This window comes from Pseudomonas sp. RIT-PI-AD, assembly GCF_025642785.1.
Taxonomy (GTDB): Bacteria; Pseudomonadota; Gammaproteobacteria; order Pseudomonadales; family Pseudomonadaceae; genus Pseudomonas_T.
Genome location: NZ_JANZKU010000005.1, coordinates 186061 through 209942, shown reverse-complemented (window position 1 = coordinate 209942; position 23882 = coordinate 186061). Strand labels below are relative to the sequence as shown.

At 65.7% G+C, this 23882-nt stretch carries 20 protein-coding genes; 16 read left to right on the top strand and 4 right to left on the bottom strand.

All coding sequences use genetic code 11. From position 1 onward, the window contains the following. From OGL92_RS06650 to nuoN, 13 genes are all read left to right on the top strand, one after another. The gene (locus OGL92_RS06650; protein WP_263141966.1) at positions 1-414 is read left to right on the top strand and encodes an NADH-quinone oxidoreductase subunit A; all 414 of its coding nucleotides are present in this window, start codon (positions 1-3) and stop codon (positions 412-414) included. 10 nt (positions 415-424) lie between these two features. Continuing rightward, positions 425-1102, top strand: coding sequence for an NADH-quinone oxidoreductase subunit B (locus tag OGL92_RS06645; protein ID WP_263141962.1), 678 nt, complete (start codon positions 425-427; stop codon positions 1100-1102). Positions 1103-1162: 60 nt separating this feature from the next. Then, entirely contained in the window at positions 1163-2944 is a 1782-nt protein-coding gene (gene nuoC, locus OGL92_RS06640) for an NADH-quinone oxidoreductase subunit C/D (protein ID WP_263141955.1), read from the top strand. A 12-nt stretch (positions 2945-2956) separates the two neighbouring features. Then, positions 2957-3457, top strand: a complete 501-nt coding sequence (nuoE, locus tag OGL92_RS06635; RefSeq protein WP_263141953.1) for an NADH-quinone oxidoreductase subunit NuoE — start codon at positions 2957-2959, stop codon at positions 3455-3457. Then, the gene (nuoF, locus tag OGL92_RS06630; RefSeq protein WP_263141951.1) at positions 3454-4818 is read left to right on the top strand and encodes an NADH-quinone oxidoreductase subunit NuoF; all 1365 of its coding nucleotides are present in this window, start codon (positions 3454-3456) and stop codon (positions 4816-4818) included. The genes nuoE and nuoF overlap by 4 nt, the downstream gene beginning before the upstream one ends. A 182-nt stretch (positions 4819-5000) precedes the next feature. After that, positions 5001-7736, top strand: a complete 2736-nt coding sequence (nuoG, locus tag OGL92_RS06625) for an NADH-quinone oxidoreductase subunit NuoG (RefSeq protein ID WP_263141948.1) — start codon at positions 5001-5003, stop codon at positions 7734-7736. Next, complete coding sequence (gene nuoH, locus OGL92_RS06620; RefSeq protein ID WP_263141946.1) at positions 7733-8725, top strand: NADH-quinone oxidoreductase subunit NuoH; 993 nt, start codon at positions 7733-7735, stop codon at positions 8723-8725. The genes nuoG and nuoH overlap by 4 nt, the downstream gene beginning before the upstream one ends. 10 nt (positions 8726-8735) lie before the next feature. Continuing rightward, positions 8736-9284: an NADH-quinone oxidoreductase subunit NuoI gene (nuoI, locus tag OGL92_RS06615; protein ID WP_263141944.1), complete on the top strand. Its 549-nt coding sequence runs from the start codon at positions 8736-8738 to the stop codon at positions 9282-9284. Positions 9285-9293: 9 nt separating this feature from the next. After that, positions 9294-9794, top strand: a complete 501-nt coding sequence (nuoJ, locus tag OGL92_RS06610) for an NADH-quinone oxidoreductase subunit J (protein WP_263141942.1) — start codon at positions 9294-9296, stop codon at positions 9792-9794. Positions 9795-9797: 3 nt separating this feature from the next. Beyond that, a complete protein-coding gene (nuoK, locus tag OGL92_RS06605) occupies positions 9798-10106 on the top strand; it encodes an NADH-quinone oxidoreductase subunit NuoK (RefSeq protein ID WP_263141941.1) in 309 nt (102 codons plus the stop codon). Further along, on the top strand, positions 10103-11950 hold the full coding sequence (gene nuoL / locus OGL92_RS06600; RefSeq protein ID WP_263141940.1) for an NADH-quinone oxidoreductase subunit L: 1848 nt from the start codon (positions 10103-10105) through the stop codon (positions 11948-11950). The genes nuoK and nuoL overlap by 4 nt, the downstream gene beginning before the upstream one ends. Before the next feature lie 38 nt (positions 11951-11988). Further along, a complete protein-coding gene (gene nuoM, locus OGL92_RS06595; RefSeq protein WP_263141938.1) occupies positions 11989-13518 on the top strand; it encodes an NADH-quinone oxidoreductase subunit M in 1530 nt (509 codons plus the stop codon). Between the two features lie 8 nt (positions 13519-13526). Next, positions 13527-15017: an NADH-quinone oxidoreductase subunit NuoN gene (nuoN, locus tag OGL92_RS06590; protein WP_263141932.1), complete on the top strand. Its 1491-nt coding sequence runs from the start codon at positions 13527-13529 to the stop codon at positions 15015-15017. 201 nt (positions 15018-15218) lie between these two features. On the opposite strand, the gene OGL92_RS06585 is transcribed toward nuoN, so the two are convergent. After that, positions 15219-16142 (bottom strand): LysR family transcriptional regulator, encoded by a 924-nt coding sequence (locus tag OGL92_RS06585; RefSeq protein WP_263142122.1) that lies wholly within the window; start codon positions 16140-16142, stop codon positions 15219-15221. Between the two features lie 99 nt (positions 16143-16241). On the opposite strand from OGL92_RS06585, the gene OGL92_RS06580 reads away from it, so the two are divergent. Next, positions 16242-16754: a DMT family transporter gene (locus tag OGL92_RS06580; RefSeq protein ID WP_263141930.1), complete on the top strand. Its 513-nt coding sequence runs from the start codon at positions 16242-16244 to the stop codon at positions 16752-16754. Positions 16755-17081: 327 nt separating this feature from the next. On the opposite strand, the gene OGL92_RS06575 is transcribed toward OGL92_RS06580, so the two are convergent. Next, a complete protein-coding gene (locus OGL92_RS06575; protein ID WP_263141927.1) occupies positions 17082-18146 on the bottom strand; it encodes an AI-2E family transporter in 1065 nt (354 codons plus the stop codon). Positions 18147-18407: 261 nt separating this feature from the next. Between OGL92_RS06575 and OGL92_RS06570 the strand changes: the two genes are divergently transcribed. After that, positions 18408-20027: a methyl-accepting chemotaxis protein gene (locus OGL92_RS06570; RefSeq protein WP_263141925.1), complete on the top strand. Its 1620-nt coding sequence runs from the start codon at positions 18408-18410 to the stop codon at positions 20025-20027. Positions 20028-20076: 49 nt separating this feature from the next. Here the strand turns inward: OGL92_RS06570 and OGL92_RS06565 are convergent, their stop codons facing one another. Together OGL92_RS06565 and OGL92_RS06560 are read right to left on the bottom strand one after the other, a co-directional pair. Further along, entirely contained in the window at positions 20077-20460 is a 384-nt protein-coding gene (locus OGL92_RS06565; RefSeq protein WP_263141923.1) for a cupin domain-containing protein, read from the bottom strand. Between the two features lie 75 nt (positions 20461-20535). Further along, on the bottom strand, positions 20536-21351 hold the full coding sequence (locus OGL92_RS06560) for an AraC family transcriptional regulator (RefSeq protein ID WP_263141921.1): 816 nt from the start codon (positions 21349-21351) through the stop codon (positions 20536-20538). A 278-nt stretch (positions 21352-21629) separates the two neighbouring features. Here OGL92_RS06560 and OGL92_RS06555 point away from each other — a divergent pair, with 278 nt between their 5' ends. After that, positions 21630-23774 (top strand): methyl-accepting chemotaxis protein, encoded by a 2145-nt coding sequence (locus OGL92_RS06555; protein ID WP_263141920.1) that lies wholly within the window; start codon positions 21630-21632, stop codon positions 23772-23774. The last annotated feature ends 108 nt before the right edge of the window (positions 23775-23882 follow it).

Genomic DNA, 23882 nt, shown 5'->3' with positions numbered 1-23882 from the left:
ATGTCGGAAGCCACGACGATCCTCACCCACAACTGGTCCTTTGCCATTTTCCTTCTCGGGGTCGTGGGCCTCTGTGCATTCATGCTGGGCGTGTCCAGCCTGCTCGGCAGCAAGGCCTGGGGGCGCAGCAAGAACGACCCCTTCGAATCCGGCATGCTCCCCACCGGCAACGCGCGCCTGCGCCTTTCCGCCAAATTCTATTTGGTCGCGATGCTCTTCGTGATCTTCGACGTAGAAGCCCTCTTTCTGTTCGCCTGGGCCGTATCCGTTCGCGAAAGCGGCTGGGCCGGCCTCATCGAAGCTACCGTTTTCATAGCAATTCTGTTGGCAGGTCTTGTCTACCTATGGCGGATCGGTGCGCTCGACTGGGCGCCCGAAGGCCGTCGTAAACGGCAGGCGAAGCTAAAACAATGAGGCTTTGGCGATGCAATATAAACTTACACGGATCGATCCGGATGCGCCCAACGAGCAGTATCCGGTCGGTCAGCAGGAGATCGTTACCGATCCTCTGCTAGAGGATCAGGTCCACAAGAACATCTTCATGGGCAAGCTCGAGGATGCGCTGAACACGACGGTCAACTGGGGACGCAAGAATTCCCTGTGGCCGTACAACTTCGGCCTGTCCTGCTGCTACGTGGAGATGACCACCGCGTTCACGGCGCCCCACGACATCGCGCGCTTCGGCGCCGAGGTGATCCGGGCGTCGCCCCGTCAGGCGGACTTCATGGTCATCGCCGGCACCTGCTTCATCAAGATGGCGCCGGTCATCCAGCGCCTGTACGAGCAGATGCTGGAACCCAAGTGGGTAATTTCCATGGGTTCCTGCGCGAACTCCGGCGGCATGTACGACATTTACTCGGTCGTCCAGGGGGTGGATAAATTCCTCCCGGTCGACGTTTATATCCCTGGCTGCCCGCCCCGTCCCGAAGCGTTCCTGCAAGGCTTGATGCTGTTGCAGGAATCCATCGGCCAGGAGCGCCGCCCGCTATCGTGGGTCGTCGGCGATCAAGGCATCTACCGTGCCGAAATGCCGTCGCAACGCGAACAGCGCCGCGAACAGCGTATTCAGGTCACCAACCTGCGCAGCCCCGACGAAGTCTGAGCCGACCTTCCACGAGAAGGCCGGGCTCTTTCTTTACGTTGACCGATAGCGACCGAGACCATGACTGCAGACACCGCTCTGTCCATTCCGCCGTACAAGGCCGACGACCAAGACGTCGTCGCTGAACTCCATTCCCGCTTCGGCGCCGAGGGTTTCACCGCCCAGGCGACCCGCACCGGCATGCCCGTGCTTTGGGTGGCCCGCGAGCGACTGCTCGAAGTCCTGAGCTTCCTGCGCCACCTGCCGCGCCCCTATGTGATGCTCTACGACCTGCACGGCGTCGACGAGCGCCTGCGGACCCAGCGTCGCGGGCTGCCGGACGCCGACTTCACGGTGTTCTACCACCTGCTGTCGATAGAACGTAACAGCGACGTGATGATTAAGGTCGCGTTGTCCGAGCGCGATCTGTCCCTGCCGAGCGTCACCGGCATCTGGCCGAACGCCAACTGGTACGAACGCGAAGTCTGGGACATGTACGGCATCCACTTCAGCGGCCACCCGCACCTGACGCGGATCCTGATGCCGCCGACCTGGACCGGCCACCCGCTGCGCAAGGACTACCCGGCGCGAGCGACCGAGTTCGATCCCTTCAGCCTGTCCCTGGCCAAGCAGGAGCTGGAGGAGGAAGCCGCGCGCTTCAAGCCGGAAGACTGGGGCATGAAGCGCGGCAACGAGAACGAGGACTACATGTTCCTCAACCTCGGCCCGAACCACCCCTCAGCCCACGGCGCCTTCCGCATCATCCTGCAACTGGACGGCGAAGAGATCGTCGACTGCGTGCCGGAAATCGGCTACCACCACCGTGGCGCCGAGAAGATGGCCGAGCGCCAGTCCTGGCACAGTTTCATCCCCTACACCGATCGCATCGATTACCTGGGCGGGGTGATGAACAACCTGCCCTACGTGCTTTCGGTGGAGAAGCTCGCCGGCATCAAGGTACCGGCGCGGGTCGACTTCATTCGCGTGATGATGGCCGAGTTCTTCCGCATCACCAGCCACCTGCTGTTCCTCGGCACCTATATCCAGGACGTCGGGGCCATGACCCCGGTGTTCTTCACCTTCACCGACCGCCAGCGCGCCTATAAGGTGATCGAGGCGATCACCGGTTTCCGCCTGCATCCGGCCTGGTACCGCATCGGTGGCGTCGCCCACGACCTGCCCCGCGGCTGGGACGGCTTGGTCAAGGAGTTCGTCGACTGGTTGCCCAAGCGCCTGGACGAGTACGAAAAGGCCGCGCTGAAGAACAGCATCCTCAAGGGCCGCACCATCGGCGTCGCCCAGTACAACACCCAGGAAGCCCTGGAGTGGGGCATCACCGGGGCGGGCCTGCGTTCCACCGGCCTGGACTTCGACCTGCGCAAGGCGCGCCCCTATTCCGGCTACGAGCACTTCGAGTTCGAAGTGCCGCTGGCGCACAACGGCGATGCCTACGATCGCTGCATGGTCCGCGTCGAGGAAATGCGCCAGAGCATCCGCATCATCGACCAGTGCATGCGCAACATGCCGGAAGGCCCGTACAAGGCGGACCATCCGCTGACCACGCCGCCGCCGAAAGAGCGCACCCTGCAACACATCGAAACCCTGATCACTCACTTCCTGCAGGTGTCCTGGGGCCCGGTCATGCCGGCCAACGAGTCCTTCCAGATGATCGAAGCGACCAAGGGTATCAACAGCTATTACCTGACCAGCGATGGCAGCACCATGAGCTATCGCACGCGGATTCGCACGCCCAGCTATCCCCACCTGCAGCAGATCCCCTCGGTGATCCGCGGCAGCATGGTCGCCGACCTGATCGCCTATCTGGGCAGTATCGACTTCGTCATGGCCGACGTGGATCGCTGAGGAGGAATGACCATGAGCAATGCAGCCCTGATCCAGACCGACCGTTTCGCCCTCAGCGAAGCGGAACGCTCGGCCATCGAGCACGAAATGCACCATTACGAGGACTCGCGCGCGGCCTCCATCGAGGCCCTGAAGATCGTCCAGAACGCCCGTGGCTGGGTGCCCGACGGCGCGGTCTATGCCATCGCTGAGATCCTCGGCATCCCGGCCAGCGACGTCGAGGGCGTGGCCACCTTCTACAGCCAGATCTTCCGCCAGCCGGTCGGCCGCCACATCATCCGCGTGTGCGACAGCATGGTCTGCTACATCGGCGGCCATGAGTCGGTGGTGTCGGCGATCCAGCGGCAACTGGGAATCGGCCTCGGCCAGACCACCGCCGACGGCCGCTTCACCTTGCTGCCGGTCTGCTGCCTGGGCAACTGCGACAAGGCGCCGGCGCTGATGATCGACGACGACACCCACGGCAACGTCCAGCCGGACGGCGTGGCCACATTGCTGGAGGCCTACGTATGACGCTCACCTCCATGGGGCCGGCCAACCGCATCGCGCGCAGCCCGGAAACCCATCCGCTGACTTGGCGCCTTCGCGAAGACGGCGAACCCATCTGGCTCGACGAGTACCGCCAGAAGGACGGCTACAGTGCCGCCCGCAAGGCCCTCGCGGACATGGCCCAGGCCGACATCGTGCAGACGGTCAAGGACTCCGGCCTCAAGGGGCGCGGCGGCGCCGGCTTCCCCACCGGGGTGAAGTGGGGCCTGATGCCCGCCGACGAAACCATGAACATCCGCTACCTGCTGTGCAACGCGGATGAGATGGAGCCGAACACCTGGAAAGACCGCCTGCTGATGGAGCAACTGCCGCACCTGCTGTTGGAAGGCATGCTGATCAGCGCCCGCGCGCTCAAGGCTTATCGCGGCTACATCTTCCTGCGCGGCGAATACGTCGACGCGGCGCGCAACCTGAACCGGGCGATCGCCGAAGCCAAGGAAGCCGGCCTGCTGGGCAAGAACATCCTCGGCAGCGGTTTCGATTTCGAGCTGTTCGTCCACACCGGCGCCGGCCGCTACATCTGTGGCGAAGAAACCGCGCTGATCAACTCCCTGGAAGGCCGCCGCGCCAACCCGCGCTCCAAGCCGCCCTTCCCCGCCGCCGTCGGCGTCTGGGGCAAGCCGACCTGCGTCAACAACGTCGAGACCCTGTGTAACGTCCCGGCCATCGTCGGCAACGGCGTCGACTGGTACAAGTCCCTGGCCCGCGAGGGCAGCGAGGACATGGGGACCAAGCTGATGGGCTTCTCCGGCAAGGTGAAGAACCCCGGCGTGTGGGAACTGCCGTTCGGCATCCCGGCCCGCGAGCTGTTCGAGGAATACGCCGGCGGCATGCGCGACGGCTATACCCTGAAATGCTGGCAGCCTGGCGGCGCCGGTACCGGTTTCCTGTTGCCGGAACACCTGGACGCGCCCATGTACGCCGCCGGCATCGGCAAGGTCGGCACGCGCATGGGCACCGGCTTGGCCATGGCGGTGGACGAGAGCGTCAGCATGGTCTCGCTGCTGCGCAACATGGAGGAGTTTTTCGCCCGCGAATCCTGCGGCTGGTGCACGCCCTGTCGCGACGGGCTGCCCTGGAGCGTGAAGATCCTGCGCGCCCTGGAACGCGGCGAAGGCAGCGCCGAGGACATCCAGACCCTGCTCGGGCTGGTCAACTTCCTCGGCCCCGGCAAGACCTTCTGTGCCCATGCGCCGGGTGCCGTGGAACCGCTCGGCAGCGCGATCAAGTATTTCCGCGGCGAATTCGAGGCGGGCGTGAAAAGGCCTCCCGAGACGACTCCGTTCGGCGCGCCGGCGGCCTTCGCCGCCGCCCCGCTGGCTTGACATGAATCCAGACGCCGGCCGGGCGGGCAAGACCCGAGCGATGCGGAGCGAGGGCGCCCAAGCGCCCCGATGTGCTCACCCCGGCCCCTGGCGTGCGCCGGCCCTCATGGTCATCCATGACGGCGGCAGAAAAAGAATTCCATTAGCCAAATCCGCTTCGGCGGGTAGATGAAGACTGAACCATGGCCACTATCCACGTAGACGGCAAAGATCTCGAAGTCGACGGTGCGGACAACCTGCTGCAGGCCTGTCTCTCCCTCGGCCTCGACATTCCCTATTTCTGCTGGCACCCGGCGCTCGGCAGCGTCGGTGCCTGCCGCCAGTGCGCGGTGAAGCAGTACACCGACGAGAACGACAAGCGCGGCCGCCTGGTCATGTCCTGCATGACTCCGGCCACCGATAACACCTGGATTTCCATCGAGGACGAAGAGGCCAAGGCCTTCCGCGCCAGCGTCGTCGAGTGGCTGATGACCAACCACCCGCACGACTGCCCGGTCTGCGAGGAAGGCGGTCACTGCCACCTGCAGGACATGACGGTGATGACCGGGCACAACGCCCGGCGCTATCGCTTCACCAAGCGTACCCACCAGAACCAGGAGCTCGGCCCCTTCATCGCCCACGAGATGAACCGCTGCATCGCCTGCTACCGCTGCGTGCGCTACTACAAGGATTACGCGGGCGGCACCGATCTGGGCGTCTACGGCGCCCACGACAACGTTTATTTCGGCCGGGTCGAGGATGGCGTGCTGGAGAGCGAGTTCTCCGGCAACCTGGTGGAGGTCTGCCCGACCGGCGTCTTCACCGATAAGACCCATTCCGAACGCTACAACCGCAAATGGGACATGCAGTTCTCGCCGAGCATCTGCCATGGCTGCTCGAGCGGCTGCAACATCAGCCCCGGCGAGCGCTACGGCGAAATCCGCCGCATCGAGAACCGCTTCAACGGTTCGGTGAACCAGTACTTCCTCTGCGACCGCGGCCGCTTCGGCTACGGCTACGTCAACCGTCAGGATCGTCCCCGCCAGCCGTGGCTGCGGGAAGGCGATGGCGCGCGCATCCTCGGCCTCGACCGTGCCTTGGACGAAGCCGCTGCGCGCCTGAAGGGCAAGCGGGTGATCGGCATCGGCTCGCCACGCGCCAGTCTCGAAGGCAACTTCGCCCTGCGCGAGCTGGTGGGAGAAGGCCGGTTCTACTCCGGCATCGCCGCCGCCGAGCTGGAAAACCTGCGCCTGATCCGCGGGATTCTGGAGAACGGCCCGCTGCCCATCCCCACCCTGCGCGACATCGAGCAGCATGACGCGGTCTTCGTGTTTGGCGAAGACCTGACCCAGACCGCCGCCCGCGTGGCCCTCGCCCTGCGCCAGGCGGTGAAAGGCAAGGCCACCGACATCGCCGCCTCGATGAAGATCCAGGACTGGCACATGGCGGCGGTACAGAACGTCGCCCAGCACGCGCTCAACCCGCTGTTCATCGCCAGCGTCGCCGCGACCCGTCTCGACGACGTCGCCAGCGAATGCGTGCACGCCGCCCCGGACGACCTGGCCCGCCTCGGCTTCGCCGTGGCCCACGCCATCGACCCGAGTGCCCCGGCCGTGGCCGGGCTGGATGCGGAAACCAGCGCGCTGGTCCAGCGCATCGCCGATGCCCTGCTGGCCGCCAAGCGTCCGCTGCTGGTGTCCGGCGCCTCCCTGGGCAGCAAAGCGCTGCTCGAAGCGGCGGCGAACATCGCCAGCGCCTTGAAAAATCGCAGCAAGGAAGGCTCCATCAGCCTGGTCGTGTCCGAAGCCAACAGCATGGGCCTGGCCCTGTTGCTCGGCGACGATGCCGCGGATAAATCCCTGGAAGCGGCGCTGCAAGCCCTGACGTCCGGCCAGGCCGATGCCGTGGTGGTGCTGGAGAACGATCTCTACGCTCGCGTCGACGCCGCCCGCGTCGACGCCGCCCTGGACGCCGCCGAGCTGGTGATCGTCGCCGATCACCAGCGCACCGCTACCGTCGAGCGTGCCGACCTGGTCCTGCCGGCCGCCAGCTTCGCCGAAGGCGACGGCACCCTGGTCAGCCAGGAAGGCCGCGCCCAGCGCTTCTTCCAGGTCTTCGACCCGAGCTACTACGATGCCGGCATCCTGGTCCGCGAAGGCTGGCGCTGGCTGCACGCGCTGCACAGCACCCTGCAGGAGCGGACCGTCGACTGGACCCAGCTCGACCAGGTCACCGAAGCCTGCGCCGCTGCCCAGCCCTCCCTGGCCCGCATCCGCGACGCCGCCCCCTCCGCGTCCTTCCGCATCAAGGGCCTGAAGCTGGCGCGCGAACCGCACCGCTACAGCGGCCGGACCGCCATGCGCGCCAACATCAGCGTCCATGAGCCCCGTCAACCGCAGGACCGCGACTCCGCCTTCGCGTTTTCCATGGAGGGTTACTCGGGCTCCAAGGAAGACCGCCAGCAGATTCCCTTTGCCTGGTCACCGGGCTGGAACTCGCCCCAGGCCTGGAACAAGTTCCAGGACGAGGTCGGCGGCCACCTGCGCGCCGGCGATCCGGGCGTGCGCCTGATCGAAGCCAAGGGCGCCAGCCTGCCCTGGTACGCCGCCCCGGCGTCGTTCAATCCGACCCAGGGCACCTGGCAGGTGGTGCCTTTCCACCACCTGTTCGGCAGTGAGGAAAACACCTCCCGCGCCGCGCCGATCCAGGAGCGCATGCCCCAGCCCTACGTGGCGCTGGCCAAGGAAGAAGCCGCGCGCCTGGGGGTCAACGACGGCGCGCTGCTCAGCCTGACCGTCGACGGCCGCGCCCTGCGCCTGCCGCTGCACATCCGCGAGGACCTGGCCATCGGCCTGGTCGGCCTGCCCGCCGGCCTGCCCGGAATACCGCCGAACCTGGCCGGCGCCACGGTCACCGTCCTTCAGGAGGCCGCGCAATGAGCTGGTTGACGCCTACCCTCATCGACGTGATCGTCGCCGTGCTCAAGGCCATCGTGGTGCTGCTCGCGGTGGTGGTCAGCGGCGCGCTGCTGAGCTTCGTCGAGCGGCGCCTGCTGGGCCTCTGGCAGGACCGCTACGGTCCCAACCGGGTGGGACCCTTCGGCATGTTCCAGCTCGGCGCGGACATGGTGAAGATGTTCTTCAAGGAAGACTGGACGCCTCCGTTCTCCGACAAGGTGATCTTCACCCTGGCCCCGGTGATCGCCATGGGCGCCTTGCTGATTGCCTTCTCGATCATTCCGATCACCCCCACCTGGGGCGTCGCCGACCTCAACATCGGCATCCTGTTCTTCTTCGCCATGGCCGGGCTGTCGGTGTACGCCGTGCTCTTCGCCGGCTGGTCGAGCAACAACAAGTTCGCCCTGCTCGGCAGCCTGCGCGCCTCCGCCCAGACCGTCTCCTACGAGGTGTTCCTGGCGCTGTCGCTGATGGGCATCGTCGCCCAAGTCGGCTCGTTCAACATGCGCGACATCGTCGATTACCAGGCCCAGCACCTGTGGTTCATCATTCCGCAGTTCTTCGGCTTCTGTACCTTCTTCATCGCCGGCGTCGCCGTGACCCACCGTCACCCGTTCGACCAACCGGAAGCGGAGCAGGAACTGGCCGACGGCTACCACATCGAGTACGCCGGGATGAAATGGGGCATGTTCTTCGTCGGCGAATACATCGGCATCGTGACCATTTCCGCGCTGCTGGTGACCCTGTTCTTCGGCGGCTGGCACGGTCCGTTCAATATCCTGCCGTCCCTGGCGTTCCTCTGGTTCGCCCTGAAGACCGCGTTCTTCATCATGCTGTTCATCCTGCTCCGCGCGTCGATCCCGCGTCCGCGCTATGACCAGGTGATGGCCTTCAGCTGGAAGTTCTGCCTGCCGCTGACCCTGATCAACCTGCTGGTGACCGGCGCTGTCGTGCTGGCCTCGGCCCAGTAAGGAGAATCCCATGTTCAAGTACATCCTGGAGGTCGTGCTCGGCACCCTCACCCAGTTGCGCAGCCTGGTCATGGTCTTCGGCCACGCCTTCCGCAAGCGCGACACCCTGCAATACCCCGAGGAGCCGGTCTATCTGCCGCCGCGCTATCGTGGCCGGATCGTCCTGACCCGCGACCCCGACGGCGAGGAACGCTGCGTGGCCTGCAACCTGTGCGCCGTGGCCTGCCCGGTGGGTTGCATCTCCCTGCAGAAGGCCGAGACCGACGACGGCCGCTGGTACCCGGAGTTCTTCCGCATCAACTTCTCCCGCTGCATTTTCTGCGGCCTGTGCGAAGAAGCCTGCCCGACCACCGCGATCCAGTTGACCCCGGATTTCGAGATGGCCGAATTCAAGCGCCAGGAACTGGTGTACGAGAAGGAAGACCTGCTGATCTCCGGACCCGGCAAGAACCCCGACTACAACTTCTATCGCGTGGCAGGCATGGCCATCGCCGGCAAGCCGAAAGGCGCCGCACAGAACGAAGCCGAGCCGATCAACGTGAAGAGCCTGCTGCCCTAAGGAGACGCTGTGGAATTCGCTTTCTATTTCGCCGCTGGCGTCGCCGTACTGTCCACCCTGCGGGTGGTCACCAACAGCAACCCGGTGCATGCCCTGCTCTATCTGATCATCTCGCTGCTGGCGGTCTCGATGGTGTTCTTCAGCCTCGGCGCGCCCTTCGCCGGCGCGCTGGAGATCATCGTTTACGCCGGCGCCATCATGGTGCTGTTCGTGTTCGTGGTGATGATGCTCAACCTCGGCCGCGCGGTGGTCGAGCAGGAGCGCAAATGGCTGCTGCCGAAAGTCTGGATCGGCCCGGGCGTGCTGTCCGCCGCGTTGCTGGTGGAACTGCTCTACGTGCTGTTCGGCAGCCCCAGCGCGGGCGCCATCGGCCAGACCACCGTGGATGCCAAGGCCGTCGGCGTGAGCCTGTTCGGGGCTTACCTGCTGGTCGTCGAACTCGCCTCCATGCTGCTGCTGGCGGCACTGGTCGCGGCCTACCACCTCGGCCGCCACGAAGCTAAGGAATAAGCCATGCACTCGATTCCCATGGAACACGGATTGGCCCTGGCAGGCGTGCTGTTCAGCCTGGGGCTGCTCGGCCTGATGGTGCGCCGCAATATCCTCTTCGTACTGATGAGCCTGGAAGTGATGATGAACGCCGCCGCCCTCGCCTTCGTCGTCGCCGGCGCCCGCTGGGCCCAGGCCGACGGGCAGGTGATGTTCATCCTGGTGATCACCCTGGCCGCGGCCGAAGCCAGCATCGGGCTGGCGATCCTGCTGCAGCTGTACCGCCGCTTCCACACCCTCGATATCGACGCTGCCAGCGAGATGCGCGGATGAACCTTCTATTCCTGACCTTTCTGTTCCCCCTGCTCGGCTGGCTGATCCTGTCGTTCTCCCGTGGGCGCCTGTCGGAAAACGCCTCGGCGCTGATCGGCGTCGGCTCGGTCGGCCTGTCCGCCCTCACCGCCGCCTGGATCATCTGGCAATTCAATGTGGCACCGCCGCCGGGCGGGGCCTATACCCAGGTGCTCTGGCAGTGGATGGCGGTAGCCGGCTTCACCACCAGCTTCACCCTGTACCTGGACGGCCTGTCGCTGACCATGCTCGGCGTGGTCACCGGCGTGGGCTTCCTGATCCACCTGTTCGCCTCCTGGTACATGCGCGGGGAAGAGGGCTATTCGCGCTTCTTCGCCTACACCAACCTGTTCATCGCCAGCATGCTGTTCCTGGTGCTCGGCGATAACCTGCTGTTCCTCTACTTCGGCTGGGAAGGGGTGGGGCTCTGCTCCTACCTGTTGATCGGTTTCTATTACAGCAACCCGAACAACGGCAATGCCGCCCTCAAGGCCTTCATCGTCACCCGGATCGGCGACGTGTTCATGGCCATTGGCCTGTTCATCCTGTTCCAGCACCTGGGCACGCTGAACATCCAGCAACTGATGGCCCTGGCACCGCAGAAATACCTGGCCGGCGACAACTGGTTGTGGATCGCCACCCTGATGCTGCTAGGCGGCGCGGTGGGCAAGTCCGCCCAGTTGCCGCTGCAGACCTGGCTGGCCGATGCGATGGCCGGCCCGACGCCGGTTTCCGCGCTGATCCACGCGGCCACCATGGTGACCGCCGGGGTCTACCTGATCGCCCGCACCCATGGCCTGTTCCTGCTCACCCCGGACATCCTCGAGCTGGTGGGGATCGTCGGCGGCACCACCCTGGTATTGGCCGGCTTCGCCGCCCTGGTGCAGACCGACATAAAGCGCATCCTCGCCTACTCCACCATGAGCCAGATCGGCTACATGTTCCTCGCCCTCGGCGTCGGCGCCTGGGACGCGGCGATCTTCCACCTGATGACCCACGCGTTCTTCAAAGCGCTGCTGTTCCTCGCCTCCGGCGCGGTGATCGTCGCCTGCCACCACGAGCAGAACATCTTCAAGATGGGCGGCCTGTGGAAGAAGCTGCCGCTGGCCTATGCGAGCTTCATCGTCGGCGGCGCCGCCCTGTCGGCCCTGCCGCTGGTCACCGCGGGCTTCTACTCGAAGGACGAGATTCTCTGGGAAGCCTTCGCCAGCGGCCACCAATGGTTGCTCTATGCAGGCCTGGCCGGTGCTTTCCTGACTTCGATCTACACCTTCCGGCTGATCTTCATCGCCTTCCACGGCGAAGCCAAGACCGAAGCCCACGCCGGTCACGGGATTTCCCATTGGCTGCCGCTGGCGACGCTCATCGTGCTCTCGACCTTCATCGGCGCGCTGATCACTCCGCCCCTCGCCGGCGTGTTGCCGGAGAGTGCCGGGCACACCGGTGGCGAGAGCAAGCACGCCCTGGAGATCGCCTCGGGCGCCATCGCCCTGGCCGGCATCCTGCTCGCCGCCCTGCTGTTCCTCGGCAAGCGGCGGTTCGTCGGCGCGCTGGCCAAGAGCGCACCGGGACGCTTCCTCGGCGCCTGGTGGTATGCCGCCTGGGGCTTCGACTGGCTGTACGGCGTGCTCTTCGTCAAACCCTATCTGTTGCTCTGTCGTCTGCTCGGGCATGACCCGATCGACAGTGGCATCGGCCTGATCCCGCGCCTGGCACGGGGTGGACACGAGGTGTTGAGCCGCAGCGAAACCGGACAGGTGCGCTGGTACGCGGTATCCCTCGTCGGCGGCGCCGTGCTGCTGCTCGCCGCCGCTCTGCTGGCCTGAACCGACTATGCGTCTTTGCGAAAGGAATTGAGCCCGTCATGATTCTGCCCTGGCTGATCCTGATCCCCTTTATCGGCGGCATGCTGTGCTGGCTGGCGGAGCGCTTCGGCTCCACCCTGCCGCGCTGGATCGCGCTGCTGTCCATGACCCTGCTGTTCGCCCTCGGCCTCTGGCTGTGGGCCACCGGCGATTTCAGCCTCGCCCCGGCGCCCGGTGCCGATCAGGCCTGGGCCTCCGAGTTCAAGGTGCGCTGGATCGAGCGCTTCGGCATCAGCGTGCACCTGGCGCTGGACGGCCTGTCGGTGCTGATGATCGTCCTTACCGGGCTGCTCGGCGTGCTGTCGGTGCTGTGCTCGTGGAACGAGATCCAGAAGCACGTGGGGTTCTTCCACCTCAACCTGATGTGGATCCTCGGCGGTGTGGTCGGCGTGTTCCTCGCCCTCGACCTGTTCCTGTTCTTCTTCTTCTGGGAAATGATGCTGGTGCCGATGTACTTCCTCATCGCGCTCTGGGGTCATAGCGGCAGCCACGGCAAGACCCGCATCACCGCCGCCACCAAGTTCTTCATCTTCACCCAGGCCAGCGGCCTGATCATGCTGGTGGCGATCCTCGGCCTGGTGCTGGTCAACTACAACGCCACCGGCGTGCTGACCTTCAACTACACCGACCTGCTGAAGACCCAATTGGCGCCGGGCACCGAATACATCCTGATGCTCGGGTTCTTCGTCGCCTTCGCCGTGAAGTTCCCGGTGGTGCCGCTGCACTCCTGGCTCCCCGACGCCCACGCCCAGGCGCCCACCGCGGGCTCCGTGGACCTCGCCGGCATCCTGCTGAAAACCGCCGCCTACGGCCTGATGCGCTTCGCCCTGCCGCTGTTCCCCAACGCCTCGGCGGAGTTCGCCCCGATCGCCATGTGGCTCGGCGTGTTCGGCATCCTCTACGGCGCCTTCCTGTCCTTCGCCCAGACCGACATCAAGCGCTTGGTGGCCTACTCCAGCGTGTCCCACATGGGTTTCGTGCTGATCGCCATCTACTCCGGCAGCCAGCTCGCCCTGCAAGGCGCGGTGGTGCAGATGGTCGCCCACGGCCTGTCCGCCGCGGCGCTGTTCATCCTCTGCGGCCAGCTCTACGAGCGCCTGCATACCCGCGACATGCGCCAGATGGGCGGCATCTGGGCACGCCTGCCCTACCTGCCGGCGATCAGCCTGTTCTTCGCCGCCGCCGCGCTGGGCCTGCCCGGCACCGGTAACTTCGTCGGCGAGTTCCTCATCCTCATGGGCTCTTTCCAGGGCTTCCCCTGGGTCGCGTCCCTGGCCGCCACCGGCCTGGTATTCGGTTCGGTGTATTCGCTGATCATGATCCACCGCGCCTACTTCGGCCCGGCCAAGAGCGATAGCGCCCTGGAACCGATGAAGACCCGCGAGCTGTGCATGGTGCTCGGCCTCGCGGTGCTGCTGATCATCGTCGGCGTGTACCCGCAGCCGGTGCTGGACACCTCCGCTGCGAGCATGCATGGCGTGCACCAGTGGATGAGCACCGCCTTCTCCCACCTCGAATCGGCCCGGTAAGTAGCGTTATGGAATTCACCACACAACACTTCATCGCACTGCTGCCGCTGCTGGTCACCTGCGCCACCGTCGTGGTGGTCATGCTGGCGATCGCCTGGAAACGGCACCACACCCTGACCTTCGCCCTGTCGGTGGTCGGCCTCAACCTGGCCCTGCTGTCGATCCTGCCGGTGCTGAACGTCACCCCGCAGCAGGTCACGCCGTTGCTGCAGGTGGATCGCTTCGCCTGCTACTACATGGCGATCATCCTCGCCTCGACCTTGGCCTGCGTGACGCTGATCCATGCCTACCTTGGCGAGGCCACGGTCGGCAGCGGCGGCGAAGCCAGCCGTGGCTACCCCGGCAATCGCGAAGAGCTGTACCTGCTGATCCTGCTGTCCGCCGCCGGTGGCCTGGTGCTGGTCTGCGCACAGCATCTCGCCGGCTTGTTCATCGGCCTGGAACTGCTGTCCGTGCCGACCTACGGGATGATCGCCTACGCCTTCTTCAACAAGCGCTCCCTCGAAGCCGGCATCAAGTACATGGTGCTCTCGGCCGCTGGCTCCGCGTTCCTGCTGTTCGGCATGGCTTTGCTGTACGCCGAATCCGGCAGCCTGAGCTTCTCCGGCATCGGCGCCTCGCTGGCGGCCGGCAGCGCCCACAGCCTGCTGGTACAGGTGGGCATCGGCCTGATGCTGGTGGGCCTGGCATTCAAACTGTCCCTGGTGCCTTTCCACCTGTGGACGCCGGACGTCTACGAAGGCGCGCCAGCGCCGGTGGCGGCCTTCCTCGCCACGGCCAGCAAGGTGGCGGTGTTCGCCGTGCTGCTGCGCCTCTACCAGCTCTCCCCCGCCACCGCCGGCGGCTGGCTGAACGACATGCTGACGGTGATGGCGATCGCCTCGATCCTGTTCGGCAACCTGCTGGCGCTCACCCAGAGCAACCTCAAGCGCCTGCTGGGCTACTCCTCCATCGCCCACTTCGGTTACCTGCTGGTGGCGCTGATCGCCAGCAAGGGCATGGCGGTGGAAGCCATCGGCGTGTACCTGGCCACCTATGTCCTCACCAGCCTGGGCGCCTTCGGCGTCATCACCCTGATGTCCACGCCGTATAACGGCCGCGATGCGGACGCGCTGTACGAGTACCGCGGGCTGTTCTGGCGCCGCCCCTACCTCACCGCCGTGCTCACGGTGATGATGCTGTCGCTGGCAGGCATTCCGCTCACCGCGGGCTTCATCGGCAAGTTCTACGTGATCGCCGTGGGCGTCGAGTCGGGCCTGTGGTGGTTGCTCGGCGCACTGGTCATCGGCAGCGCCATCGGCGTGTTCTATTACCTGCGGGTGATGGTCACCCTCTTCATGATCGAGCCGACCCTGCGTCGCCACGATGCGCCGCTGCAATGGGCACAACGGGCCGGTGGGATCATGCTTCTGCTGGTCGCGCTGTTGGCGTTCTTCCTCGGCGTCTACCCGCAACCCCTGCTGGAGCTGGTGCAGCAGGCGGGCCTCGCCGCGCTCTGACGGCAACCGCATGGAAAACCCGGCCAAAGGCCGGGTTTTTTTATTCCACCCTGGCGCCAGTGCGCCACGCGCTGGACGCCCGTCCTGAAGGCAGGGGTTCGCCCCGGCCGATGATCGAAAGGCCGCAGGGCAGCCGTTGACCGCGGCTACAGTGGGGCGGAACGTTGCCCACTCGCCCACTCGCCCACAGCCTGGCTTCGCCTATGGCCCTGCGACGGGTTGGCGCGGCCGGCTACAGTCCATGACCATGCTTCTAAACCAGCGGTGCGCCGAATCGGCATTGCGCCGCGTGTGCCACGCCTGCTGGAACGCGAAACCAGGCAACTCGACCGGTGGCATGAAGCCTGCCAGCCCCTGGTTGCGGGCCACGGGCTCCAGCGTGCGACTTGCAACGGTCAGGATCAAATCCGTGCCCGCAAGCACCTCCGTCGACGCGCGCCAATGCGGCAGGACGAGTGCGACACGCCTGCGCAGCCCTCGGGATGCCAGGACCGCGTCGATCTCGTTGTCGGTATCCGGCCTCGTCGCCACCAGCACATGGGGACGTGCCAGCCACTGATCGAGCGACAGCTTGCCGCATTCGGGGAGCGAGCCTTGGTCGGCCACGCAGACGAAATGCTCCTCGAACAGGGTTTCCCTGACGATGTCGCTGGGCGTATTCGGGAAGACGCCCAGTGCCAGGTCGATCTCGCCGTCCGCCAACTGAGCCAACATGGATTCGCGGCTGGCCTGGCAGACCGCCAGGTCGATGCCGGGCGCCTGATCGCGCAACCGCGCCACCAACGCAGGCAGCAGCAGATGCGCCGCGTAGTCGGACATCGCGAGGCGAAAGCGGCGCAGGGTCTGGCGGGGGTCGAAGGCACGCTCCTGCAGCAGCGCATCGAGCTGGCCCAGAGCGGCTTCCAGTGGTTGCGACAGCTCCTGGGCGCGGGGAGTCAGGGCCATGCCGGCGCCGCGCCGGATCAGTAACGGGTCGCCGAAGACGTCCCGCAGTTGCGCCAGCGCGTGGCTAACCGCCGGTTGGCTCTTATGCAACCGCAAGGCGGCCCGCGTGACGTGCTTTTCCGCCAGCAAGGCATGCAGCGTCAGCAGCAGGTTGAGGTCGATACGTCGCAATTCATCCATGGAGCGAATAATGCTCGTGTAGGATTCGAATTTCCATTCAAACAGCGAATGAAGAAACATACGAAACCTTCGTTGTTTTGCTTGATGAGGATCTTCCGTATGAACGGGCTCTCTCTCTCCAGCCTGCTGCCGATGGCGATTGCCGTGATCGCAGGGGCCGCCGTGCCTTTCCAGGCCGGTAGTAACGCCGCCTTGGGACGTGCCCTGGGGCATCCGCTGTGGGCCACCCTGTCTTCGCTGGCGGTCAGCGTCCTGGTCGTCGTGCCCTTGATGCTGCTGATACGGGCTCCGGCCCCCGCCTTGGGCGCTGCGACGCAGGGGCCGGCATGGGCGTGGCTGGGCGGGGTGGCCGGAGTGGCCTATATCACGGCGGCGCTCGTATTGACGCCCAAGCTGGGCGCGGCCAGCTTCATCGTCAGCGTCATCGCTGGTCAGATGCTGGCTTCCCTGCTGATCGACCACTACGGCCTCATGGGGCTGATGCCGAAGCCTGCCGGTGCGTGGCGGGTGGCGGGCATTGCACTGATCCTGCTGGGCATGGTCGTCGTACAGGTGAGCCCTTCGACGTCAGCGTCGGTGCGGCCCCCTGTTTCCTCCGCCAAACGCCCCTGAAAGGCGTTCGCACCGGGGGCCTCGGCATCCATGCCGTTTTCTTGCCATTGCCGAAGACCTGCGTTTTGCCGATTCGACGAAGCGCTCCGGGCCGAATGCCCGGCGAAATCGCAGCTACCGCCAACGCGCGGCAGGCACGTCCGGCCCCTGTCCCGCTCTCGGCGATAACCGCCCTCCGGCGCCGGGTGTCCGGTGGCGCGCAAACGGGTGCCGCCGGGCGTTTCGGCTTCGCTTCGGGCAATGCGAGGAGCTTTCATATCTCGCTTTGCGAATTCACCTGGGCTCCGACCCGGCATCGCGGGCGACGCCCTGCGATAGACCCGTCGCTCATCGCGGCAATTGGATCACCGGCTTCTTCTCGGTGAACAAGGCCCAGGTGGACATGAACAATGCCGCCACCAAGGGCCCGACGACGAACCCGTTGAGGCCGAAGATCGCCATGCCGCCTAGGGTGGAGATCAGCACCAGGTAGTCCGGCATCTTGGTGTCCTTGCCCACCAGCAGCGGACGCAGCACGTTGTCCACCAGGCCGATGACGAATACCCCGAACAGCGCCAGCACGATGCCCTGCCAGAGCGCACCGGTGGCGAAGAAGTACACCGCGACCGGGGCCCAGACCAACCCCGAACCCACCGCCGGCAGCAGCGAGAGGAAGGCCATCAGCACGCCCCAGAGCAGCGCGCTGGGAATGTCGAGCGCCCAGAAGATGAAGCCGCCCAGTGCACCCTGGGTGATCGCCACCACCAGGTTGCCCTTCACGGTCGCCCGCACCACCCGGGTGAATTTCAATTGCAGACGGCGTTTCTGGTGCTCGGCCAGGGGGATCGCCATGCGGATCTTGCGCACCAGCTCCGGCCCGTCGCGCAGGAAGAAATACAGCAGGTAGAGCATGATGAAGAAGCTGACGATGAAATCGAAGGTGTTCTGGCCGAAGGTCATCATCTGCTTCGCCAGCACCTGCCCGCCCGCCATCGCTCCGCTCACGGCCTTGTCGCGCATGCCGTTGAAGTTGCTCATGCCGAAACGATCCAACTGGTGCTGCAGGTACGAGGGCAGCATGCCCTTGACCTGCGCCACGTACTGCCCCAGGTTGATTTCCCCGGACTCGATGCCCTGGTAGAGATCCGCCGCCTGCTGGACCATCACGATGGAGATGAAGATCACCGGAAGGATCGCCACCACCAGGCAGATGCTCAGGGTGATCAACGCGCTGGCATTGCGCTGGGTACGCAGGCGCTGGCTGATGCGCCGCTGCATCGGGGTGAAGATGACCGCCAGGATCACCGCCCAGAACACCGCGCCGTAGAACGGCAGCAATATCCACAGGAACGCCAGTGTCACCAGAATCAGCAATATCAGGAACGTCTTGTTTTCCAGGTTCGGGTTGACCACTTTCCTCTCCTTGGCACCATGCCAGAACAAGGGGTTAGTCAACGGCGGATGAAGCAAAGTGCCAGCGTTGTAGCGAACGCGGTTCTTTTCGCTCGCGACGCCCTCCGCCCGAGGCCGGCGCCGACGACCTTCCGTCGTGCCGGGCGCTGCGCCCGGGGGCAAAACGGCATTATTCGCCCCCTCGCTCCCCCTTACCGCAAGTCCCCTCTCCCCGATGTGACCTGCGCGCACCCAAAGCTCCCAAGAAGGATGTACCCCCGCATGTTCCGTCAGATCAAAACCGCACAGAGAACCCTGCTGTGCTTCGGCCTCATGATTGCCATGCTGATAGGCCTCGGCGCGTTTTGCCTGGTGCAGATGGCGGGCATCCAGAAGGCCGTCGAAGTGATCCAGAAGGAGTCCATGCCGAGCATGGCCACGGGCGATGCCCTGGGGTTGAACCTTTCCCGCCTGCGCAGCACTTCGCTGCAACTGCACACCTTCACCGAACCGGACGAGTTCGCCAAGTATTCCGGCAACTTCGACATGCTCACCCGCAAGATCGAGCAGGACCTGCGGGATTACGGCGCCGTGGCCGACACCGCCGCGGAAAAAGCCGCGCTGGCGCAGGTCGCCGAGGCTTACCAGGCCTACAAGAAAGGCATGCTCCAGGAGATCGCGCTGGAACGCGAGCAGCGTCGCGACGAGGCGCTCGCCGTGCTGCGCGGCCTGACCCAGTACTCCACCACGATGAACGACCAGACCGCCCTGCTGGCCTCGCTCAATCTGGCCGAGGCCGAAGAGGCCAGCGCCGATGCCGTCACCACCTATGACCATGCCCTGAAGGGCACCCTGGCGATGCTGGTACTGGCGCTGGTGGTCAGCCTGCTGCTGTCCTGGCGCTTCAGCCGCAGCATCATCGGCCCGCTCAGGGACGCCCTGGCCGTGGCGCAACGCATCGCCCGCAACGACCTCACCGGCCGCGTGCAAGCCCAGGGCAGCGACGAGGCGGCGCAACTGCTGCTGGCCCTCGGCACCATGCAGAGCAACCTGCGCGGCACGGTTTCCGAGATCGAGAGTTCGTCCAACCAGTTGGCCGCCGCCGCCGAGGAAATGAGCGCGGTGATGGAGGAAAGTACCCGCGGCCTGCAGCAGCAGAACGACGAGATCGACCTGGCCGTCACCGCGGTCACCGAGATGAGCGCCGCGGTCGACGAGGTAGCGGCCAACGCCGTCGGTACCTCCGAGGAGTCCCAGGCTTCCACGCGCATCGCGCAACAGGGCCAGGAACAGTTGCGCGACGCGGTGGTGTCGATCAAGACCCTGGTGGACAACGTGCTGGAAGCCTCCCGGCATGCCGAGGAACTCGCCGAGCAGACCGGCAACATCAGCAAGATGCTCGACGTCATCCGCGCGGTGGCCGACCAGACCAACCTGCTGGCGCTCAACGCCGCCATCGAAGCGGCGCGCGCCGGCGAGGCCGGCCGCGGTTTCGCGGTGGTCGCCGACGAAGTTCGCGCCCTGGCCCATCGCACCGGCGAATCCACCCGTGAAATCGAATCCATGATCGGGACCATCCAGAAAGGCACCGGACAGACCGTGGAAGCCTTGCAGCACAGCGCCAACCAGGCCACGCAGACCCTCGGCAAGGCCAGCGCCGCGGGCGACGCCCTGGAGGCGATCAACAAGGCCGTGGGCGGCATCAACGAACGCAACCTGGTGATCGCCAGCGCCGCCGAGGAGCAGGCCCAGGTCGCCCGCGAGGTGGACCGCAACCTGGTGCGTATCCGCGACCTGTCCAGCCAGACCGCCGCCGGCGCCGAGGAGACCAACGCCGCCAGCAACGAACTGTCGCGCCTGGCCAATGGCCTGAACGCCATGCTGGGCCGCTTCTCCCTCTAAGGCTTCGAGGGGTGCACGCGGGCCGCTCCGGCGGCTCGCTTCGTGCTCGTCAGATCCACAGATCGTTGCGCGCCGTGCGGCTACCACCGGCATTGCCGGTATTCAGCACGCCGCGCGGCTCGATGAGCAACAGGTGCACCTCTTCTTCCGCGTAGGGCTTGTGTTCGATGCCCTTGCCCACCACGTACAGCTCGCCGGGCCCGAGGCGGACGCAACCGTCCCTGAAATCGATGCGCACCTGCCCGGAGAGCACGAAAAAGGCTTCGTCCGTGTCGCGGTGCTCGTGCCAGACGAAGTCCCCGTGGATCTTCACCACCTTGAACTGGTAGTCGTTCATCTCGGCGACCACCCTCGGCGCCCAGTGTTCATTGAGCAGGGCCAGCTTCGCGGCGAGGTCGATGGCCGTACGGGTTTGGTCGTGTCGAGGGGTCATGGCGCGCTCCGAGGCAGGGATGAGCGCCCAGGCTAAGCCGCCCGCCCGGGGCGATCTTGTACGTTCGAGCAGGTTTCAGCGATTCGCTTTCTGCATGCGCAACCAGTAGGCCGGCGACAGGCCGTAGGTCTTGCCGAAATGCCGTGTCAGATGGCTTTGGTCGCTGAAGCCCACCGTCACGGCCACGTCCGCCAGGCCGAAGCCACCGAGCAACAGATGCCGCGCCTGCTCCAGGCGGCGCAGGGTCAGGTAGCGGTAGGGACTGGTGCCGTACAGCGCGCGGAAATCCCGCGACAGGCTCCAGCGATCGCGGCCGCTGACGCGCTCCAGCTCCGCCAGGGACAGCGGATGCCGGAAGCCTTCGAGGATATGGGCGCGGGCCCGCTCGGCGGCCGGATAGTCCAGCGCCTTGCGCCCATGGCGCGTGCCCGAGGCGGCGGCCAGCGCCATCGCCAGATCGAACAGGGCGTCGTCCTCCTCCAGCGGATCGAGGGGGCAGTCCAGGCTCTGCAGCAGCCCCTGGCTCGCCGCGAACAGCCGCGGGTCGCTGGACAAGCCGTCGCGGATGAAAGGCAGCGGCTTGCCACCGAGAATGGGCTGCAACAGGGCCGGCTCCACGTACACCATCCGGTAGTGAAAACCGCTCTCGTCGCCGGCCTGGCCGTCATGCACCTCATCGGGATGGAGCACCAGGGTGCCGCCGGGCAGGCTGTGGCGCAGGCCACGCCGATAGTGAAAGCTCTGCACCCCGGCGAGGGTTCGCCCGATCGCATAGGTGTCGTGGCGATGCAGGTCATAGCCCTGCCCGCCGAAAAAAGCCTCTATGCGCTCGAGTTTCGACGATCCCGGCGCACGGCTCATCCAGTCGAACGCGCTTGCGGGACGGGTCATGGTACAGCCCCTCTTCTATCGGTCATCGGCCATTCGCCCAGGCTTCAGGTGCTCGAAGGACATCCGCGGACGCGGCGGTATCCGGTTGGTCAACCCAGCCCCGCCGCCGCACTGCGTTCCTCCTCCACGAGGGCGCGTGGGGCGCCCAGGGTGAAAATGCACGCTATTGTCGTAACGCAGTAAGCAATCCCGTCGCGGCCGTGCATAATTTCAGTTCTTTAGGTGCCGAGTCTTCGACGCTGATCGATTCACTTGGATGCAGGAACAGGGGATATACCATGCCGTTCAATCGCCTTTCGATCCAATGGAAAATAACCCTGCTCGCGGGTCTCTGCCTGATGGGCATCGTCACCCTGCTGGTCGGGGCCTCCCTGTACCAGGGCGAGCGCAGCACCGAGCTGGTGAAGCGCGCCAGCGGCCAGATGCTCGACGAGGCCGCCAAGCAGCGGCTCCAGGCACGGGCGGAACTGCAGGCCCTGCGCGTGCAAAGCTACTTCACCGACGCCTACCAGTACGGCAAGGGTTTCTCACGGCAGGTGCTGTTCCTCAGGGAGCAAGCCGAGAAGCGTTTCCTGGACGCCTACGACCTGCGCGAGGACATGGTCCGCCAGGTACGTTCCAGCCTGGAGAACAACCCCGGCCTGCTGGGCCTCTACGTGGTGTTCGAGCCCAACGCCCTGGACGGCAAGGACGCGTTGTTCGCCAACGTGGCCGAACTGGGCAGTAACGACAAGGGCCGTTTTTCCCTCTACTGGTCGCAGCCGAAAGCCGGGCAGCTGCTGTCCGAAGCGATGGAAGAAAGCGAACTGGAGAAGACCGCCATCGGCCCCAGCGGCAAGCCCTACAACGCCTGGTACACCTGCCCCCGGGAGACCCGCCAGGCCTGCGTGCTGGAACCCTACTACGACACGGTGGACGACAAGCAGGTGCTGATGACCAGCATCGCCTTCCCGCTGGAGCTAGAGGGCAAGGTGGTGGGCGTGCTGGGCCTGGACTTCAGCCTGGACAAGTTGCAGGAGATCAGCCTGGCGGCGAACAAGGAGCTATACGACGGCCAGGGACACGTCAGCATCATCAGCCCCTCGGGTCTCTTCGCCGGCCACAGCCGCGATGCGTCGCTGCTCAGCGCCAAGCTGAACAAGGCGTTTCCCCAACAGGGCGATCGCCTGGCCGCCCTGGTGGCCGCCGGCGAGGCGGCCGAGCTGCACCACGAAGGCATGCTGAGGGTCCTGCAACCCTTCAAGCCCATTCCCACCGCCGCGTCCTGGTCGGTGTTGATCGAAGTCCCCGAGCAGGCCCTGCTGGCCCCGGCGATCGAGCTGGAAGGCCGCCTGGACCGGCAGAACGCCATCTCCCACTGGACCGCGCTGCTCATCGGCCTGGCCGCGGTACTCGCCGGCCTAGGCCTGATGTGGCTCACCGCCCGCGGCGTGACCCGCCCGATCCTCGGAGTGGCCGGCATGCTGGAAGACATCGCCAGCGGCGAAGGGGACCTGACGCGCCGCCTGGAATACGGCCGGCGCGACGAACTGGGCCGCCTGGTGAAGGGCTTCAACGGTTTTCTCGACAAGCTGCAGCCGATCATCGCCGACGTGAAACGCTCGGTGCAGGACGCGCGCGGCACGGCGGACCGCTCGGCGGCCATCGCCACCCAGACCAGTGCCGGCATGCAGCAGCAATTCCGCGAAGTGGATCAGGTCGCCACCGCCTCCCAGGAAATGAGCGCGACCGCCCACGATGTCGCCAACAGCGCGGCCCAGGCGGCGGACGCGGCCCGGGGCGCCGACCAGGCGACCCACGACGGCCTGGCGATGATTGACCGCACCACCCTGGCCATCGAGCAACTGGCCAGCGAAATGAACGCGGCCATGCAGGAAGTGGAACAACTGGCGAGCAGCAGCGAACAGATCGGCTCGGTGCTGGAGGTGATCCGCGCCATCGCCGAACAGACCAACCTGCTGGCGCTGAACGCCGCCATCGAAGCGGCCCGGGCCGGGGAAGCCGGGCGCGGGTTCGCCGTGGTGGCCGACGAGGTGCGCAGCCTGGCCAAGCGGACCCAGGATTCGGTGGAGGAAATCCGCCAGGTGATCGAGCGTCTGCAAAACGGCACGCGGGAAGTGGTGGGTTCGATGCACAGCAGCCACCGCCAGGCCCAGAGCAGCGTCGAACAGGTGGAGCACGCGGTCACGGCGCTACGGCGGATCGGCGACGCGGTGACGGTGATCAGCGACATGAACCTGCAAATCGCCAGCGCCGCCGAGGAACAGAGCGCGGTGGCCGAGGAAATCAACCGCAACGTGGCGGCGATCCGCGACGTCACCGAATCGCTGTCCGGCCAGGCCCAGGAATCCGCGGAGGTCAGCCAGTCGCTGAATCGCCTGGCGAATCACCAGCAGGGCTTGATGGACCACTTCCGCGTCTGAGCCCTGGCGGCACGCTTCCCAGGTCAGCCCGGCGCCTCCCCGCAAAGCAAGCGGCGCGTCTCCGCGCACAAGCGCTTGCCTTGGCCCGGAGCGGCCGGCTAGCCTGCG